Origin of the sequence: Amnibacterium setariae (assembly GCF_003581425.1) — a bacterium.
GTDB lineage: Bacteria > Actinomycetota > Actinomycetes > Actinomycetales > Microbacteriaceae > Amnibacterium > Amnibacterium setariae.
The window spans coordinates 1,444,275-1,461,869 of the sequence record NZ_QXTG01000001.1 but is presented as its reverse complement, the minus strand read 5'-3'; the positions used below and the strand labels follow the sequence as shown (position 1 = coordinate 1,461,869).

Here is a 17,595-nt window from a genome sequence, read left to right as displayed (position 1 = left end):
CTCCTGTCGCGTCAGCGCAGCTGGAAGTACGGGGAGTCGAGCAGGAGCGTCGCGAGCTTGCCGCAGCGCCAGTCGTCGGTCGGGGCGGGCGAGCCCGCGGTGAGGCCGGCGCCGTGGACGACGGCGAGCAGGTGCTTCTTCGACGGCGTCGTGCCGAGCAGCCGCTTGCCGGCCGCCCGCGTCCATTGGAGGGTCGTCATGCCGGCGGTGCGCTTCACGAGCTTCGACGGCTTCGTCCAGCCGAGCTTCGGCCACCACCCGTTCACGAACGCGCGGTGCAGGTTCCAGCGCTGGAGCATCGCCCCGGCGCCGAGCCACGCGGCGGCGACGTCGGGGTAGCCGTTCGGCGGGCCCCACGCGTAGGGCGCGTGGCCCTGCGCGTTCAGGTTCCAGTAGAGCCAGCCGAGCGGCGTCTTCATGCCCGACGCCCGCTTCACGTCGAGCACGCGGAGCGCGCCGACCGCGTCCTCCAGCGGCCGGCGCATCTTGCCGCCGACGGAGGACCAGAAGTCGCTCGACTTGAAGATCGCGTCGACGACGGCCGTGATGCTCGTGCCGTGGCGCAGGTAGACGTGCGCGAGCCGGTTCACGAGGTCCGCGGAGGGGGTGTCCGACACGAACCGGGTCGCGAGCCGGCGGGCGATGTTCCGCGCGGTGGCGGGGTGGTGCGCGAGGTACTTCAGGTAGGCGTCGCCGACCTGCTCGCCCCGGTACATGGACCCGTTGGCGTGGCTGAACCCGAGCACCTTCACCCGGCCGGTCCAGTGCCACGGCTCGTTGAAGTAGTACTTCCCGGTGTCGTAGTCCCAGGTGCGGCCGGAGAGGATCTTCGCGCTCGAACGGACCATCGCCTCCGTGTACCCGGCGCCCCGGCCCACGGTGTGCAGCTCGAGCAGCTCGCGGCCGAGGTTCTCGTTCACGTCCGCCCGGCGCGACTCGTCGTTCGAGAGGTAGTTCAGCATCGCCGGGTGCTTCATCGCGGCGAGGAGCATGCCCTCGTAGGTGCCGAACGCGTGCCCTCGGATCACGTCCTTGATCCAGCTCGGCGTGGTGTGCCACTGGCCGCCGGGGATCGCGACGTGGAGGTGGTCGGAGAAGACGTCGACGACGATCTCGTACAGCTGGCGGTCGGAGAAGACCTGCCGCGCGAGGGTCGCCTGCGCGGTCGCCATCATGGCGTCCCAGCTGTACCGCTTCGTCTTCTTCACGATCGTGCCGGGCTTCGCGCCGTCGAGCGGGAAGAGCGCCGCGGCCTTCGCGCCGCGCGGGTCCTTGATCGACCTCGGGTGCAGCTGCCGCTCCAGCCAGCGGTCGATGCCGAGCCGCTTCAGGTCCGCGACGTCCTTCGGGCGCGGACCGAAGGTCGCACGGCGGAGGAGGTGGGCCTTCGGGTCGTGCGGGAAGAGGCTCGACCGCGAGCGCTTGACGGCCTTCGCCGCGGCGGACGCCGTCGGGTACTGCCGCCCCTTCCGGGCCGCGGTCGCGGCCGTGGCGGCCTCGGCCGCGTCGGCCTCCCCCACCAGCGCGTCGCCCGCGACGGCGCCGACCGCGAGGACGGCGCCGAGCCCGAACAGGCCGCGGCGGGACGACGTCCTGACGGGTCCCTGCGTGTCCGGCGCGTCGCGCTCGTCGATGTCGCTCATGCGTCCTCCCCTGCGGTGGCGCCAACCGTAGGGAGGGCCGCGGGCGGGCCCGATCGCGACACGGCGGGGTGCGCGGGTCCGCACGCGACCTTCCGGTCAGCGGGAACCCCGCGCTCCCACTTCGCTCCGCAGGCGGGTGGTGCCCACGAAACGGGGCGGGAGGGATCAGGGGGCGGTGAGCACCTGGCGGTCGGCGGTGATGCGGCCGAGCAGCTCCTGCTCGTCGGGGGTGCGGCCGATCGTGGCGCGCCCCTTCACGAGGCGCTGGCGGGCGTGCCCGAGCCGGGTGGCGTCGCGGATCAGCCGGTCCATCGCGGCCCGCTTGGCCCGCGGGTCGCGCTGCGCGTCGGCCCACCGCATCGCCTGGCGCCGCCCGCCGGGCGTCGAGATCAGCGCGACCTCCTGCGGCGTGAACCAGCCCGCCTGCGCGTACTCGCCGAGGCGCGCGCGGGTGATCGCGCGCTCGCGCGCCCGGACGACGAGCACCACCGCGACCGCGCCGAGGAAGATCGGCACCTCCACGCCGAGGTAGTAGCCGATCGTGTCGCGGGCGAGCGACAGCCCGCCGTTCCACAGCGCGTGCAGGATCGCGGCCGGGATCAGGCCGAGCAGGTAGGCGCCGAAGCCCGCCGCGGCGCCGCCCCCGCGCTCCGCCGCCTTCCCGATCGCGAAGCCGGTGCAGGCCGTGAAGAGCAGGTGCGCGAAGGGCGAGAAGACGCCGCGGACGACGAAGGTGAAGACGAACGCGGCACCGAGCCCCTGCTCCGCGAGCACCCGGCCGAAGTAGAGGATGTTCTCCGTGAAGGCGAACCCGGCGGCGATGCTCGTCGCGTAGACGATGCCGTCGACCGGGCCGTCGAAGTGCCGGCGGTTCACCCAGAACAGCAGCAGGACGCCGAGGCCCTTCGCGCCCTCCTCGACGAGCGGCGCCTGGATCACGGCCTGCGCGAAGTCGTCGGGCCGGCCGCCGGACGCGCCGACCACGAGCTGCACGCCGAGGTCGAAGATCAGGGCGAGGGCCACCGCGACGCCCGCGCCCCAGAGCACGGCGAACACGAGGGCGGGCCGCGGCTCCGGCTCCCACCGGTCGATCCAGCGGATGACGAGCAGCACGACGACGAAGGGCACGAGGGCGGCGACGGCCGCGATCGCGACGCCCGCGGCGCCGAGGGCGGAGATCAGGTAGAGCAGCACGACGACCACCGCGACGACGCCGAGGGCGATGCCGAGCGCCGCGGCGACGGCCCGCGCGGCGTGCCCGGGCGTGTGCTGGTCCGGCCCGATCGGCGCGAGGCCGACCGGGGCCTGCCGGATGTCGGTCACGGGACCATGCTCCCAGCGCCCGCCTCGGAGCGGACCGGGGTCACCAGACCTTGCCGGGGTTCAGGATGCCGAGGGGGTCGAACGCGGCCTTCACCCGCCTCGACAGGGCCATCACGTCCTCGCCGAGCTCGTCGGCGATCCACCGGCGCTTCAGCACGCCGACGCCGTGCTCCCCGGTGAGCGTGCCGCCGAGCGCGATCGCCGTGCGGAACAGCTCCTCCCCCGCCGCCCAGACGACGTCCGGGATCTCGCCGGGGGCGTGCGGCACCGAGGCGGGGATCACGATGTTCGGGTGGAGGTTGCCGTCGCCCGCGTGGGCGATGGTCGGGATCGGCAGGCCGTGGCGGCGCCCGATCGCCTCGACGGCGTCGAACATCTCGGGCAGCCGCGAGCGCGGCACGCAGACGTCCTCGATCAGCACCTCGCCGAGCCGCGCGAAGGCGGGGTGCGCGGCGCGGCGGAGGGCGACGAGGTCGGCGCCCGCGGCCGCGTCGAGGGCGACCCGGCCCTCGCCGCCCGCCGCGGCGATCAGCGCGAGGGCCTGCTCCGCCTCCTGCGGCGCGGCGCCGCCGTCGGTCTGCACGAGCAGGAACGCGCCGTGGCCGCCGAGCGCCGGCACGTCGCCGGCCGGGCCCTCGCCCGCGGCGACGAGCGCGTCGACCGCCGCGCACGACGCCGCGTCCATGAGCTCGAGCGCGGCGCAGCGGAGGCCGGAGGCGGTGATCGCCGCGGCAGCGGCCGCTGCGGACCGCACGTCGGGGAAGGTCGCACCGATGGTGACGACGGGCCGCGACTCGGTGCGGCGCAGCTTGAGGGTCGCCTCGACCACGACGCCGAGGGTGCCCTCGGAGCCGATCAGCAGCGCGGTGAGGTCGAAGCCGGTGACGCCCTTCACGGTGCCGCGGCCGAGCCGCACCAGCGTGCCGTCCGCGAGCACGACCTGCAGGCCGAGCACGCTCTCCCGGGTCACGCCGTACTTCGCGCAGAGCAGGCCGCCCGCGTTCGTCGCGATGTTGCCGCCGACGGTGGAGATCGCGCGGCTCGCCGGGTCGGGCGGCCACCAGAGGCCGCGGGGGGCGAGCACGGCGGCGAGGTCGTCGGTGACGACGCCGGGCTGCACGCGCGCGGTCTCGTCGTCCTCGTCGACCTCGAGCACCCGGTCCATGCCCGCGAGGTCGAGCACGACGGAGCCGGTGGTGCCGACCGCGCCGCCCGCGAGCCCCGTGCCGGCGCCGCGCGGGACGACGGGGACGCCCGCGGCGGAGGCGAGCCGCAGCAGCGCCTGCACGTCCTCGGTCGACCGGGCGCGGACGACCGCGAGCGGCACCTCCGGCGTCGTCCAGCCGCTGCGATCGGTGCGGACGCGGTCGAGCTCGGACCGGTCCGTGCTGACCGCCGGCCCCAGCGCCGCGGCGAGCTCCTCGAGGAACGCCATGCCGGCAAGCCTAGGGAGCGCGGCGGACGCCCCGGTTCCGGCCCTAGATTCGCGACCATGGCGGAGGACCACGAGGACGCGGACCCGACGGACGGTCGCGACGAGACGGCGACCGAGCGGCTCGACCGCAACTGGAACGCCCTCCTCCAGGAGCTGCGGGTCGTGCAGACCGGCACCCAGCTGCTCACGGGCTTCCTGCTCACCGTGGCGTTCCAGCAGACCTTCCGCGACCTGGAGGACTGGCAGCGGGTGCTCTACCTCGTCGCGGTCTCCCTCGCGGTGCTCTCGACGGTCTGCGCGCTGATGCCGGTGGCGCTGCACCGGGCCCTGTTCCGGCGGCGCGCGATGCGGACGCTGGTCGCGTGGGGCGACCGGATGGCGCGCCTCGGCATGGCGTTCACCGGCCTCGCGATCGCCGCCGCGCTCGCGCTCGTCTTCAGCGTCGCCACGGGTGCCGCCGGGGCGATCGCCGTCGCGGTGATCGGCGTCGTCGTGATCGCGCTCGCCTGGGCGGTGCTGCCGATCGGCCTGCGCCGTCGCGCCGGCGAGCCGCACGACCCGGACGGTCCCGGGCGCGGGTCCCAGCGCGGCTGACCGTCAGCGGCTGACCCGTCGGCGCTGATCCGTCGGCGCTGTCCCGTCAGCGGCGGGGTCCCGCCCGGAGCACGGCCCGCGTCGCACGCGCCGCGAGCACGCCGCCCACGACCGCGAACGACAGCACCCCCAGCACGGAGCCGGCGCTGCCGATCGACAGCACCGAGGCGAACGAGCCGACGCCGCCGACGGACAGGGCGGAGCCGACGCTGCCGACGGAGAGGACCGACCCGACGCTGCCGATCGACAGCACGGAGCCGGACGAAGCGATGGAGAGGACCGAGTCGCGCGCCATGCGGTGATCCTCCTCCTCGCGCCCCCGAGGCGGACGGTGCGGATCGGCGTCGGTCAGGCGGCGCCGGCGGCCTCGAGCAGGTCGCGGTGCGGCCGGTGCACCCGGAGCCCGCCCGCGAGCGCGCCGCCGCCGACGACCGCGTCGAGGACGCCCCGGAGCCCGCGTCGGAGGGCCCGGTAGGCCGCGTCGGCGACCGACGCCTCCGGGCTGCGCTCGCCGATGCCGCGCGCGTCGAGCTCGTCCATCAGCGCGCCGGCGACGAGCAGGTCCTCGGCGGCGAAGCGCATCCCGCCGGCCCGTGCGGCACCGGCGGCGACGACGGCGACGCTCGTCACCGCCTGCCGCGCCTCCTGGAGGGCGAGCACCCAGGCCGCGGTCTCCGCCACGCCGGCGAGCCCGGTCGTCACGACCGCGCCGATCGGCGGCAGGCGCTCGAGGGGCGGCACCGCCGGATCGATCGCGTCGACCCAGACGAGCACGTCCGCGTCGGCGCCGACCGCGTGCGCGCCCGGCACACCCCAGTCGAACCGGATCTGGTAGCCGCCCTGCTCCCCCATCGGAGCATCCTCGCCGACGGGCGCCCGGTGCGGCTGGGCGTGCGCTCGGGGCTCCCCGTCGATCCGCCCGACGCGGGAGCCGACGCGTTCAGGCGCGCTTGCGGCCCCCGCCGTCGCCGGAGGACGCGGACGACGACTTCGCCTTCGCGCGGTTCGCCTCGACGCTGCGCTTCAGCGCCTCCATCAGGTCGATGACCTCGCCGTCGCCCTCGTCCTCCTCCTGCTCGCCGAAGGTGGCCGCCGTGTCGACCGACTCGCCCTGCTCGAGCTTCGCGTCGACGAGCTTCTTCAGCTGCTCCTGGTACTCGTCGGTGAAGTCCGCGGGCGAGAAGTCGCTCTCGAAGCTCTTCACGAGGCTCGTCGCCATGTCGACCTCGCGCTTCTGGATGCGCACGTCGGCGTCGAGGGACGGGAAGGACGCCTCGCGCACCTCGTCGTCCCAGAGCAGCGACTGGAGCAGCAGCACCTTCCCGTGCACGCGCAGCACGCCGAGCCGGGTCTTCTGCCGCAGGGTGAACTGCACGATCGCGACGCGCTCCGTGTCCTCGAGCACCTTGCGCATCAGCATGTAGGAGCGCGGGCTCTTCGCGTCGGGCTCGAGGTAGTAGCTGCGGTCGAGCCGGATCGCGTCGACCTGGGCGGCCGGCACGAACTCGACGACGTCGATCTCGCGGCTCTTCTCGCTCGGCAGCGACTTCAGGTCCTCGGCCGTGAGCACGACGGTGCGGTCGCCGGCGTCGTAGGCCTTGTCGATGTCCTGGAACTCGACCACCCGGCCGCACACCTCGCAGCGGCGCTGGTAGCGGATCCTGCCGCCGTCGGCGTTGTGCACCTGGTGCATCGGGAGGTCGTGGTCCTCCGTGGCCGAGTAGAGCTTCACGGGCACGTTGACGAGACCGAACGTGATCGCGCCACGCCAGATGCTGCGCATGACCCGCCCTCCTGAGATGCACCGAATGCCTGATGGACTCCCGAGTATGACCGCCGGGCCGGGCGCGGGCCACCCCCGGATGGCGGGACTCAGCGCTCCAGCAGACTTCCAGGACACGCTGAGCGCATGGTCGGCCGGAACCCCGGGAAGCAGTCGGTCGAGGTGGACGGGCGCCGCATCGGCCTCACGAACCTCGACAAGGTGCTGTACCCGGCGGACGGGTTCACGAAGGGCGACGTGCTCGCCTACTACGCGGCCGTGGCCTCCGCCCTCGTCCCGCTCGCCGCCGGGCGCCCCGCCACCCGCAAGCGCTGGCCGGACGGGGTCGGCACCGCCGAGGAGCCGGGGCACCCCTTCTTCGTGAAGAACCTCGAGCCGCACGCGCCCGACTGGGTGCGGCGCGGCTCGATCGAGCACCGGTCCGGCACGACGACCTACCCCGTGATCGACGACCTCGCGACGCTCACGTGGCTCGCGCAGCAGGGCGTGCTCGAGGTGCACGTGCCCCAGTGGCGCTTCACGGCCGAAGGCGGCGCGGGGCGGCCCGACCGCCTGGTGCTCGACCTCGACCCGGGCGAGGGCGCCGCGCTGCCCGAGTGCGCGGAGGTGGCCCGCCTCCTCCGACCCGTCGTGGCCGGCATGGACCTGGACCTCGTCCCCGTCACGAGCGGGTCGAAGGGCATCCACCTGTTCGCGCACCTCGCCGGCCGCTGGACCTCCGACCAGGTCACGGAGATGGCGCACGAGCTCGCCCGCTCCCTCGAGGCCGACCACCCCGACCTCGTCGTCAGCGACATGAAGAAGGAGAACCGGCGCGGGAAGGTGCTGGTCGACTGGAGCCAGAACCGCGCCGCGAAGACGACGCTCGTGCCGTACTCCCTGCGCGGCACGCTGCACGTCGCCGCGAGCGCGCCGCGGACCTGGGAGGAGCTCGACGACCCCGGGCTGCGGCAGCTGCGGCCCGACGAGGTGGTGGAGCGCCTGCAGCGGGACGGCGACCTGCTCGCGCACGTCGCGCCCGCCGCGGCGCGCTCCGACGCGCTCACCCGGTACCGGTCGATGCGCGACGCGGGCCGCACCCCCGAGCCGGTGCCGGAGGCGGCGCCCGCGCGGGGCGCGGACGACACCTTCGTCATCCAGGAGCACCACGCCACCCGGCTGCACTGGGACTTCCGGCTCGAGCGGGACGGCGTGCTCGTCTCCTGGGCGCTGCCGAAAGGGGTGCCGGCCGACGGGCGGCGCAACCACCTCGCGGTGCACACGGAGGACCACCCGCTCGAGTACGCGGCCTTCACGGGCGACATCCCGAAGGGCGAGTACGGCGGCGGGCACGTCGACCTCTGGGACGCCGGCACGTACGAGACCGAGAAGTTCCGCGACGACGAGGTGATCGTGACCCTGCACGGCCGGAAGGACGGCGGCCTCGGCGGCGAGCCCGTCAAGGTCGCGCTGATCCGCGCCGAGCGGGAGAAGCCGAAGGGCAGCCAGGGCGAGCAGTGGCTGATCCACCGCATGGCGGTCGAGGACGCGCCCGCGGATCAGGCCGCCCCTGCGGAGGAGGCAGCGGCCCCGGGCACCGCCGAGCCCGCGGGAGCCCCGGCGCCCCGCGCCGCGGCGCCGGAGGGCCCGCTGCCGCGCACCCCCTCCCCGATGCTCGCGGTCGCCGGAGCGCCCCTCGACCCCGGCGAGGCGTGGTCGGTGGAGATGAAGTGGGACGGCGTCCGCGCCGTCGCCCGTGTCGACGGCGGCCGCGTGCTGCTCACGAGCCGGAACGACCTCGACCTGACCCCCACCTACCCCGAGCTGCAGGCGCTCGCCGAGCACGTGCACGCGGACGGCGCCGTGCTCGACGGCGAGGTCGTCGCCCTCGACGCGACGGGGCGCCCCTCCTTCTCCCGGCTGCAGCAGCGGATGGGGCTCACGCGGAAGCAGGACGTCGAGCCCGCGATGCGGGCGCAGGCGGTGCGGTACCTGCTGTTCGACGTGCTCGAGGTCGACGGGCACGCGACGACCTCGGCGCCGTACCGCGAGCGCCGGGACCTGCTCGAGCGGCTCGTCGAGGGCGGCGGCCCGATCGACGTGCCGCCGGTCGTCGCGACCGCGTCGGGCGACGCGCTGCGCGAGGCGGTCGACGACGCGATGGCGACGAGCCGGCGGCTCGGGCTCGAGGGCGTGGTCGTGAAGCGCGCCGCGGCCCCCTACCGCCCGGGGGCCCGCTCGAAGGACTGGGTCAAGCGCAAGCACGAGCGGCAGCAGGAGGTCGTCGTCGGCGGCTGGCGGCCCGGCCAGGGGCGCCGCGCCGGCGGCGTCGGGAGCCTGCTCGTCGGCGTGCACGTCGACGGCCGGCTGCGATACGTCGGCCGGGTCGGCACCGGCTTCAGCGACGCGGACCTCGACGCGATCGAGGCGCGGCTGGCCTCGCACGGCCGGAAGACGGCGCCGTTCGACGACGTGCCGCGCGCGGACGCGAGCGACGCGCACTGGGTCACCCCCTCCCTCGTCGGCGAGGTGCGCTTCGCCGAGTGGACGGACGACGGCCGGCTGCGCCAGGCGAGCTGGCGCGGCTGGCGCCCGGACAAGCGACCGGAGGAGGTCGTCCGGGAGCCCTGAGCCCGGCGGCGGGCTACCGTGGAGGCATGACGCCGCGCGAGCCCGGGACCCCCTCCGAGGACGAGGTGGAGCACGACTTCACCGTTCCCGGCGACGCCGACCTGCGACCGGTCGTGGACGAGGGCGGCGAGGAGCTCGCCGACGGGGACGAGTCGTGAACGGCCGCGCGATCGGCTGGGCGGTCTCGCTCGGCGTGCTCGTGGGCGGCGCCGCGTTCGCCGCGGTCGTGAACCGGCTCGACGAGGAGGACCGGCGCCGCGCCGCCGACTCCGCGCGCCTCCTGAAGGACCGCACGACGGCGTCGGCCGCGCACCTGCGCGAGCGGGCGGTCGAGACGGCGCAGGACCTGCGCGACCAGTGGACGGAGACCGCGCTCGAGGTCCGCGACCGGTGGACGACGACCGCGGAGGAGGTCCGCGCCCGCGCCGCGGACACCGCGGAGGACTGGCGCGAGCGCTCCTCCGAGGGCATCGAGCGCGCGCTGCGGCAGGCGGCGGAGGCGCGGGACGAGTCCCTGGCCGACGTCGACGACGAGGACGACGAGCCCGCCGGGCGCGGGCGCGCCTCCCGCGCGGCCGAGGACCGGCCGGACGAGGCCTGAGCGGACGCACCGAGCGGACGCACGGAGCGCCCTCGCTAGATTCTCGGGTCATGGCCGACCCCGCGCTGATCCCCGGCCCGCTCCCCTCCTGGATCGCCGGGCAGCGATGGTTCGCGAACACCGTCGGCGACGCCCTCGAGGTGGAGAGCACGCTGCCGTTGACCGCCGACGGCGCGGTGCGGACGCTGTTCGTGCGGGACAGGACGCCCGGCGCCGCCGCGGTGTACCAGGTCCCCGTCGCCCTGGACGCGGACGGGTCGCTGCGCGACGGCCCGCGGACCGACGAGTTCGTGCGGGTGCTGCTCGCCGTGCTCTTCGCCGGCGCGGTCGCCGAGGGCGACGCGGGCGTCGGCGCGGAGGGCGTGCCGATCGGCTGGAGCGGACCGCCGCCGGCGCTGCGCGCCGCCCGCGTGCTGTCCGGCGAGCAGTCGAACACCTCGATCATCGTCGACGCCGAGCGCGCCGACGGCTCCCCCGTCGGGCTGATGGTGAAGGTCTTCCGCGCGCTGCACGACGGCGAGAACCCGGACGTCGTGCTGCAGTCCGCGATCGCCGCGGCGGGCTCGGACCGCGTGCCGGCGACGTACGCCGCCCTGGTCGGGTCATGGCCCGACCCGGCGGCGCCGGGTGGCACCGCCCGCGGCCACCTGGCCGTCGCGCAGGAGTTCCTGCCCGACACCCGCGACGCCTGGCGGGTCGCGCTCGACGCGGCCCGCACGGGCGAGGACTTCTCCGACCGCGCCCGGGACCTCGGCGCCGCCACGGCCGAGGTGCACCGGGTGCTCGCGACCGCCCTCCCGACCGCGGAGGCGGACGAGGTCGCCCGCGCCGCGGCGCTCGGCAGCATGCGCTCCCGCGCCGAGCAGGCCGCCGCGCTCGTCCCGTCGATCGACGCCGCCGGCGGCGCGGTGCTCGCGACGCTCGAGGCGGGGCTCGCCGGGCCGTGGCCGCCGCTGCAGCGCATCCACGGCGACTACCACCTCGGTCAGGTGCTGCTCGTGCCGGACCGCGGCTGGGTGCTGCTCGACTTCGAGGGCGAGCCGCTGCGGCCGATGGCCGAGCGGACCGCGCCCGACCTGGCGCTGCGGGACGTCGCCGGCATGCTGCGCTCCTTCGACTACGTCGCGGGCACGCTCGCGCAGGAGGGCGGCGACGCCGACGCCGCGCGGTCCTGGGCGGACCAGGCGCGCGCCGCGTTCCTCGCGGGGTACGAGGCCGAGCTCGGCGCCTCCCTCGCGCCGCACGCGGCCCTGCTCGCCGCCCTCGAGCTGGACAAGGCGCTCTACGAGTGCGTCTACGAGGCGCGCAACCGGCCCGCCTGGCTCCCCATCCCCGAACTGGCCGTGCTCCGGCTGCTGGAGGCCGTCGCGTGACCGTCGAACCCCTGCCCGTCCCGCCCCTGCCGGTCGCCGAGCGGCGCCCGCTCACCCGGGTGCACCACGGCGACGAGGTCGTGGACCGGTACGAGTGGCTGCGCGACCGGGACGACCCCGCCGTGATCGCGCACCTCGAGGCGGAGAACGCGTACACCGATGCCCGGCTCGCCCCCCTCGCGCCGCTGCGGTCCGCGATCTACGGCGAGATCAAGTCGCGCACGAAGGAGACCGACCTCTCCGTGCCGTCCCGTGAGGGCGACTGGTGGTACTTCAGCCGCACGGAGGAGGGCAAGCAGTACGCCCGGCACTGCCGCGCCCCGATCGCCGGACCCGACGACTGGACGCCGCCGACCCTCGGCGACGAGGTCCCGGGCGAGCAGGTGCTGCTCGACGACGACGTCGAGGCGCGCGGCCACGACTTCTACTCGCTCGGCAGCTTCGACGTCTCCCCCGACGGCCGGCTGCTGCTCTGGGCCGTCGACACGGTCGGCGACGAGCGCTACGTGCTGCACGTCAAGGACCTCGGGTCCGGCGCGGTGCTGCCGGACGTCATCGAGGGCACGATGCCCGGCGCGCTCTTCGACGCCGACGGCACCGGGATCTACTACACGACCTGCGACGAGGCGTGGCGGCCGGACACCGTCTGGCGGCACGCGCTCGGCGGCGACGGCGAGGACGAGCAGGTCTTCACCGAGCCCGACGAGCGGTACTGGGTCGGGGTCGGCATGACGCGCAGCCGGCGCTACGTCGAGATCGGGGTCGGCTCGAAGATCACGAGCGAGTCGCTGCTGCTCGACACCCGGGAGCCGGAGGCGGGCTTCCGGCTCGTCTGGCCGCGCCGCGAGGGCGTCGAGTACTCCGTGGAGCACGCCGTGCTCGACGGCCGCGACCGGCTGCTGATCCTGCACAACGACGGCGCGGAGGACTTCGAGCTGGTCGCCGTCGACCCCCTGGCGCCGCAGGGCGAGCGCGAGGTGCTGCTCGCCTCGCGCCCGGGCGTGCGGCTCGAGGACGTCGACGCGTTCGAGCGCTTCGTCGCCGTCTCCTACCGGGAGGGCGGCCTCGCCCGCGTCGGCCTGCTCGAGGGCACCGCGATCGACGAGATCCGGTTCGAGGAACCCCTGTTCACGGCCGGGATCGGCTCGAACCCGGAGTGGGCGCAGCCCACGCTGCGCATCGGGTACGGCTCGCTGCTCACCCCCTCCACGGTCTTCGACCTCACGGTGTCCTCGACGGGCGGGGCGACGGGCGAGCGGACCGTGCTGAAGCAGCAGCCGGTGCTGGGCGGCTACGACCCCGCCGACTACCGCGAGCGCCGCGAGTGGGCGGTCGCCGAGGACGGCACCCGGGTGCCGATCTCGATCGTCGGCCGCGCCGACGTGCTGGAGCGCCGCTCCCCCGCGCCGATGCTCCTCTACGGCTACGGCTCCTACGAGGCGAGCATCGACCCGTCGTTCTCGATCGCGCGCCTCTCGATGCTCGACCGCGGCGCCCTGTTCGCCATCGCGCACGTGCGCGGCGGCGGGGAGATGGGCCGGCACTGGTACGAGCAGGGCAAGACCCTGTCGAAGCGGAACACGTTCACGGACTTCGTCGCCGCCGCGCGGCACCTCGTCGAGACCGGCTGGACCGAGCCGTCCCGCCTCGTCGCCGAGGGCGCGAGCGCCGGCGGGCTGCTGATGGGCGCGGTCGCGAACCTGGCCCCGGAGCTGTTCGCGGGCATCCACGCGGGCGTGCCGTTCGTGGATCCGCTCACCTCGATCCTCGACCCGTCGCTGCCGCTCACCGTGATCGAGTGGGACGAGTGGGGCGACCCGCTGCACGACCCCGCGGTGTACGCCTACATGAAGTCGTACTCGCCGGTCGAGAACGTCGGCGACCACCCGTACCCGCGGATCCTCGCGACGACGTCGCTGAACGACACCCGCGTGCTCTACGTCGAGCCGGCGAAGTGGGTGGCGCGCCTCCGCGAGGTCGGCGCGGACGTGCTGCTGAAGACGGAGATGAGCGCCGGGCACGGCGGTGTCTCGGGCCGGTACGCCGCATGGGAGGAGCGGGCCTTCGAGCTCGCGTGGATCCTCGACGTGCTCGGCCTCGCCGACGCCCCCGCGCGCGCCTAGAGCGCGACCCGGGGAGCGATCGAGCAGGACCCGGTCGATCGAGCAGGACGGGACGGCCCGTCACGTCCTGCTGGACCGACGCCGTCCTGCTCGATCTACGCGTCCTGCTCGATCGACGCGTCCTGCGCGATGGACGCGTCCTGCGCGATCGCCCTCGCCGGGGTCAGACGTCGAAGGCGGTCCCGCACTCCGCGCACGTGACGGTCGCGGTCTCGGCCGACACCGTGACGACGTTCATCGCGCGGCACTCGGCGAGCGGGCACTCCCCGTGCACCGTCGCGCCGACGTCGACGCCGTCCTTCGCCTCGACGAGCGTGTGCTTCGCCCGCCCGACCGCGTCCAACAGCGTCCCCTGCTCGCGCACCGCGCCTCCGATCGCCGACCCGTCAGCACCGTAGGGCGCCGCGCACGGGACCGGAAGCACGCCGGGTGCGTCCTGGGCCCGCCCTGGCGGACGCACCGGTCACGCCCAGGCACCGCACCCGTGCTGCACAGCCCGTGCGCCGGGTGCGCGGAGGGTGCAGGCGCAGTGTCGGGACCCGGTGCCGAGACCCGGCGCCGGGAAGGAAGCACCATGCGCGCGCTCGTCTACCACGGCCCGAAGAACGTGACCATCGACGAGGTCCCGGACGCGAGGATCGAGCGCCCCACCGACGCCCTCGTCCGCATCACCACCACGAACATCTGCGGCAGCGACCTCCACATGTACGAGGGCCGCACCGACGTCGAGACCGGCAAGGTGCTCGGCCACGAGAACATGGGCGAGGTCGTCGCGGTCGGCGAGGGCGTCGTCCGCGTGCAGGTCGGCGACGTCGTCGTGCTGCCGTTCAACATCGCGTGCGGGTTCTGCAAGAACTGCGAGGCGGGCCGGACGGGCTTCTGCCTCACCGTGAACCCGGGCAGCGCCGGCGGCGCCTACGGCTATGCGGACATGGGGCCGTACTCCGGCGGCCAGGCCGAGCTGCTCCGCGTCCCCTTCGCGGACTTCAACGCGCTCGTGCTCCCCGAGGACGCGCACGAGAAGGAGAAGGACTACACGATGCTGTCCGACATCCTCCCGACCGGGTACCACGGCACCCAGCTGGCGGACGTCGGCATCGGCGACTCCGTCGTGATCTACGGCGCCGGTCCCGTCGGCCTGATGGCCGCCATGTCGGCGAACCTGCGAGGCGCCGCCGAGGTGTACGTGATCGACCGCCAGCCGGACCGACTGAAGCTCGTCGAGCGGGTCGGCGCGACGCCGATCGACGACTCGGAGGGCGACGCGGTGCAGCAGGTGCTCGACCTGACGCAGGGGCAGGGCGCGGACAAGGGCGTCGAGGCGGTCGGCTACCAGGCCCACGACCACGAGGGGCACGAGCAGCCCGGCATGACGATCAACTCGCTGATCCAGGCGGTGCGCCCGACGGGCCGCATCGGCGTCGTCGGCGTCTTCGTGCCGGAGGACCCGAACGCCTCCTCCGACCTCGCGAAGCAGGGCGAGTTCCCGATGGACTTCGGCACGTTCTTCTTCAAGGGCCAGGCGATCGCGACCGGGCAGGCGAACGTGAAGCAGTACAACCGGCAGCTGCGGAACCTGATCCACCGCGACAAGCTCAACCCGGGGATCATCGTGAGCCACGAGCTCTCCCTCGATGAGGCGCCCGAGGCCTACCGCCGCTTCGACGACCGCGAGGACGGCTGGACGAAGGTGCTCCTCCACCCCTGACCCGCGCTGCTCGCGGATCCGGAGTTCTTCCGCGGATCCGCAGATCCCCGGCGACACGCCGCCGGCGCACGTCGCGCACCGGCGTGTCGACCCGGATCTGCGGATCCGCGAGACTCGACGAAAGGGGACGGACGGGCGGAGGGAGGCGAGATGCGGACCTGCTGCGTGGTGCTGCCGCTCGAGCCGCTCGAGGTCGGCGACGTCGTCGACCGGGCCGCGTGGCCGGCCCACGTGACGCTCGTCGGCAACGCCGTGCTGACCGACGGCGCGACCGACACCGCGGCCGCGGTGCTCCGCGCCTTCGCCGCCGCGACCCCGCCGCTCTCCGGCGTCGTCGCCGAGGAGGCGTGGTTCGAGCCCGCCGCCTCGGTCCGGGTGGACCTCGTCGACGCACCAGCGCTCCACGTCGCCCACACCGCGCTGCTCACCGCGTTCGAGCGGCACGTCGAGGGCTACGCGCTCCTGCTGCCCACGCACGGCCGGGCCGGGTACCGCCCGCACCGCACGGTCACGGCCGGCGCGCGGCCGGCACCGGGTGACGTCCTGGCGTTCCCGGAGGCGCTGCTCGTCGAGCTCGACCCGCCGGGCATGCCGGGCCGGGCGCTGATCCTCGCGCGCTGGCCCCTCGGAGGCGCGGCGGGCGCGACCGAGGTCGACGCCGGCGAGGTCCACCGCGTGCTCGACGTGCTCGCGGACGCCCCCAGGTGGGTGATCGGCGGCTGGGGCGTCGACGCGCTCGCGGGCGAGCGGACGCGGCCGCACCACGACCTGGACCTGCTCGTCGAGGCGGACGACCTCGCCGCCGTCCTCGCCGCGCTGGACCGCGCCGGGTACCGGCCGGGCTTCGTCTGGAGCGAGAACCGGTGGCAGGGCGAGGGCGACCGCCTGCTCCCCTCCGCCTTCGCCGCGGTCGACGACGCCGGCCGCGAGGTCGACGTGCACGCGGTCCGCTTCGACGGCGACCGGCCGGTGCCGGTGTCCGCCTCGAGCGTCGTGCTCCCCGTGGGCGCCCTCGGCGCGACGGGCCGCATCGGCGGTCGCGTGGTGCGCTGCGCGACGGCGGACGCGGAACTCGTGATGCACGAGGGCTACCCGCTGCCCGAGCGGCAGGAGGCGGACGTCGCCCTCCTCCGCCGCCTCGCCGCCGGCTGACCTCGCGCCCGACCGTCGCGGATCCGCAGTTCCGGGGCGACACGCCGCGACCAGCACGGTCGCGCGCGGCGTGTCGGCCGAGAACTGCGGATCCGCGAAGCGCGGGTCAGGCGGTGCGGACCAGCCGGGGCAGGAGGACCTGCTGGCCGAGCGTGACCAGGGCGCTGCAGGCCCAGTAGGCCGTGACGCCGATCGGGAGGGCGAGCCCGGTCGCCGCGGTGACGAGCGGGAGGAGCAGCAGCAGCCGGCCGCCCGGCGCCGGCGCCGCGCCCGCCGCGGCGAGGTGCTGCGTGAGCACCTGCGCGCCGGCGGTGACGAGCAGCAGACCGCCGCCGAGCAGCCCGGCCGCGGGACCGCCGGCGAGCGCGGTCGCGGCGAGGGGCGCGCCGAACGCGACGGCGGCGGCGAACGACGCGAGCGCCGCGGTGCCGGTCGCGTGGGCGGCGTGCTCGAGCGCCTGGACCAGGGCGAGGAACAGCGGCACCTGCACGAGCAGCGGCACGAGCGCGGCGGCGGGGCGGACGCCGTTCGCGCGCTGCAGCGCCGCCGTCTCCTCCGCGAAGGCGCGGCGGGACACGGCGTCGGTGCGGCCCCGATAGCGGTCGCGGAGCCGCGCGAGGTCGGGGGCGATCGCGCGCATCCGCAGCCCGGAGCGGTACTGGCGGACGGCGAGCGGGAGCAGCAGGACGCGGACGACGAGGACGAGCAGCGCGACCGCGGCGAGCCAGCCGACGCCGCCGGCGGGGTCGAGGCCCGCGGCGGCGAGGGCGCCGTGGAGCAGCGCGAGGACGGCCTCGACCGCGGCGCGGATCGGGGCGAGGAGGTCGGGCAGGGACATGGCGGGACACCTTCATGACGACGTCGGCGGTCGTCCCGGACGGGACGCCGGGGACGCCCCGGTCGCACCGGGGCGGGAGGCGCGGGACCCGCCGGATCGGCGGATCGACTCAGCGCGTCGCGCCCGGTGCCCTCGCGCGCGGGTGCCCCTCCGCGTCGGGATCGCTGCTGCGCAGCAGCACGCGCACGTCGGCGAAGCCGTCCGCCGCGGCGGCGGCGAGGACCGCGCGCGGCGCGCGCAGGGTCCGCAGGACCACCGCGACGGCGAGCACGGCCGTCAGCAGGCCGGCGGCGAGCAGCGCCTCCGCGCCGACCGCGTCCGGCTGCACGAGCACGACGAACGCGCTGAGCAGCCCGGCGATCACGCCCCCACCCTACGGCGGGCGCACGTCCAGGAGCACGTCGGCAGGACC

17 protein-coding genes are annotated in these 17,595 nt (G+C 75.2%); 8 read left to right on the top strand and 9 right to left on the bottom strand.

What is annotated here, in order from left to right; all coding sequences use genetic code 11:
* Positions 1 to 11 precede the first annotated feature (11 nt).
* From D1781_RS07360 to D1781_RS07350, 3 genes are all read right to left on the bottom strand, one after another.
* On the bottom strand, positions 12 to 1,643 hold the full coding sequence (locus tag D1781_RS07360; protein WP_119481531.1) for a DUF1800 domain-containing protein: 1,632 nt from the start codon (positions 1,641 to 1,643) through the stop codon (positions 12 to 14).
* A 165-nt stretch (positions 1,644 to 1,808) separates the two neighbouring features.
* Positions 1,809 to 2,966: a PrsW family intramembrane metalloprotease gene (locus D1781_RS07355; RefSeq protein ID WP_233551079.1), complete on the bottom strand. Its 1,158-nt coding sequence runs from the start codon at positions 2,964 to 2,966 to the stop codon at positions 1,809 to 1,811.
* 40 nt (positions 2,967 to 3,006) lie between these two features.
* Complete coding sequence (locus D1781_RS07350; RefSeq protein WP_119481530.1) at positions 3,007 to 4,401, bottom strand: FAD-binding oxidoreductase; 1,395 nt, start codon at positions 4,399 to 4,401, stop codon at positions 3,007 to 3,009.
* A gap of 57 nt (positions 4,402 to 4,458) precedes the next feature.
* Between D1781_RS07350 and D1781_RS07345 the strand changes: the two genes are divergently transcribed.
* Positions 4,459 to 4,995 carry a DUF6328 family protein gene (locus D1781_RS07345; protein ID WP_119481529.1) on the top strand — a complete coding sequence of 179 codons (537 nt, stop codon included), beginning with the start codon at positions 4,459 to 4,461 and terminating at the stop codon, positions 4,993 to 4,995.
* A gap of 46 nt (positions 4,996 to 5,041) precedes the next feature.
* Here D1781_RS07345 and D1781_RS07340 read toward each other — a convergent pair whose 3' ends face one another.
* The 3 genes from D1781_RS07340 to ku all read right to left on the bottom strand — a co-directional run bounded on the left by D1781_RS07340 (position 5,042) and on the right by ku (position 6,778).
* Complete coding sequence (locus D1781_RS07340) at positions 5,042 to 5,290, bottom strand: hypothetical protein (RefSeq protein ID WP_119481528.1); 249 nt, start codon at positions 5,288 to 5,290, stop codon at positions 5,042 to 5,044.
* A 53-nt stretch (positions 5,291 to 5,343) separates the two neighbouring features.
* The gene (locus D1781_RS07335; RefSeq protein ID WP_119481527.1) at positions 5,344 to 5,847 is read right to left on the bottom strand and encodes a hypothetical protein; all 504 of its coding nucleotides are present in this window, start codon (positions 5,845 to 5,847) and stop codon (positions 5,344 to 5,346) included.
* A gap of 88 nt (positions 5,848 to 5,935) precedes the next feature.
* Complete coding sequence (gene ku / locus D1781_RS07330; RefSeq protein ID WP_119481526.1) at positions 5,936 to 6,778, bottom strand: non-homologous end joining protein Ku; 843 nt, start codon at positions 6,776 to 6,778, stop codon at positions 5,936 to 5,938.
* 126 nt (positions 6,779 to 6,904) lie between these two features.
* Here ku and D1781_RS07325 point away from each other — a divergent pair, with 126 nt between their 5' ends.
* From D1781_RS07325 to D1781_RS07310, 5 genes are read left to right on the top strand one after another with little or no spacing between them, the layout of a single operon-like run.
* Positions 6,905 to 9,388, top strand: a complete 2,484-nt coding sequence (locus tag D1781_RS07325; RefSeq protein WP_119481525.1) for an ATP-dependent DNA ligase — start codon at positions 6,905 to 6,907, stop codon at positions 9,386 to 9,388.
* Positions 9,389 to 9,414: 26 nt separating this feature from the next.
* Positions 9,415 to 9,546, top strand: a complete 132-nt coding sequence (locus D1781_RS18055) for a hypothetical protein (protein ID WP_267899788.1) — start codon at positions 9,415 to 9,417, stop codon at positions 9,544 to 9,546.
* The gene (locus tag D1781_RS07320; protein WP_119481524.1) at positions 9,543 to 9,989 is read left to right on the top strand and encodes a hypothetical protein; all 447 of its coding nucleotides are present in this window, start codon (positions 9,543 to 9,545) and stop codon (positions 9,987 to 9,989) included. Before D1781_RS18055 ends, D1781_RS07320 begins: the two co-directional genes overlap by 4 nt.
* 50 nt (positions 9,990 to 10,039) lie before the next feature.
* Complete coding sequence (locus tag D1781_RS07315) at positions 10,040 to 11,362, top strand: phosphotransferase (RefSeq protein ID WP_119481523.1); 1,323 nt, start codon at positions 10,040 to 10,042, stop codon at positions 11,360 to 11,362.
* Positions 11,359 to 13,485, top strand: coding sequence for a S9 family peptidase (locus tag D1781_RS07310; RefSeq protein ID WP_199706424.1), 2,127 nt, complete (start codon positions 11,359 to 11,361; stop codon positions 13,483 to 13,485). Before D1781_RS07315 ends, D1781_RS07310 begins: the two co-directional genes overlap by 4 nt.
* A gap of 163 nt (positions 13,486 to 13,648) precedes the next feature.
* On the opposite strand, the gene D1781_RS07305 is transcribed toward D1781_RS07310, so the two are convergent.
* Positions 13,649 to 13,849: a hypothetical protein gene (locus D1781_RS07305; protein ID WP_119481522.1), complete on the bottom strand. Its 201-nt coding sequence runs from the start codon at positions 13,847 to 13,849 to the stop codon at positions 13,649 to 13,651.
* A gap of 210 nt (positions 13,850 to 14,059) precedes the next feature.
* Between D1781_RS07305 and D1781_RS07300 the strand changes: the two genes are divergently transcribed.
* Both D1781_RS07300 and D1781_RS07295 read left to right on the top strand, forming a co-directional pair.
* Positions 14,060 to 15,193: a glutathione-independent formaldehyde dehydrogenase gene (locus tag D1781_RS07300; RefSeq protein ID WP_119481521.1), complete on the top strand. Its 1,134-nt coding sequence runs from the start codon at positions 14,060 to 14,062 to the stop codon at positions 15,191 to 15,193.
* A 150-nt stretch (positions 15,194 to 15,343) separates the two neighbouring features.
* Positions 15,344 to 16,345, top strand: a complete 1,002-nt coding sequence (locus D1781_RS07295; RefSeq protein WP_147392052.1) for a nucleotidyltransferase domain-containing protein — start codon at positions 15,344 to 15,346, stop codon at positions 16,343 to 16,345.
* Between the two features lie 106 nt (positions 16,346 to 16,451).
* On the opposite strand, the gene yidC is transcribed toward D1781_RS07295, so the two are convergent.
* The gene (gene yidC / locus D1781_RS07290) at positions 16,452 to 17,183 is read right to left on the bottom strand and encodes a membrane protein insertase YidC (RefSeq protein WP_119481519.1); all 732 of its coding nucleotides are present in this window, start codon (positions 17,181 to 17,183) and stop codon (positions 16,452 to 16,454) included.
* A gap of 109 nt (positions 17,184 to 17,292) precedes the next feature.
* The gene (locus tag D1781_RS07285; protein ID WP_119481518.1) at positions 17,293 to 17,547 is read right to left on the bottom strand and encodes a DUF6412 domain-containing protein; all 255 of its coding nucleotides are present in this window, start codon (positions 17,545 to 17,547) and stop codon (positions 17,293 to 17,295) included.
* Between the last annotated feature and the right edge of the window lie 48 nt (positions 17,548 to 17,595).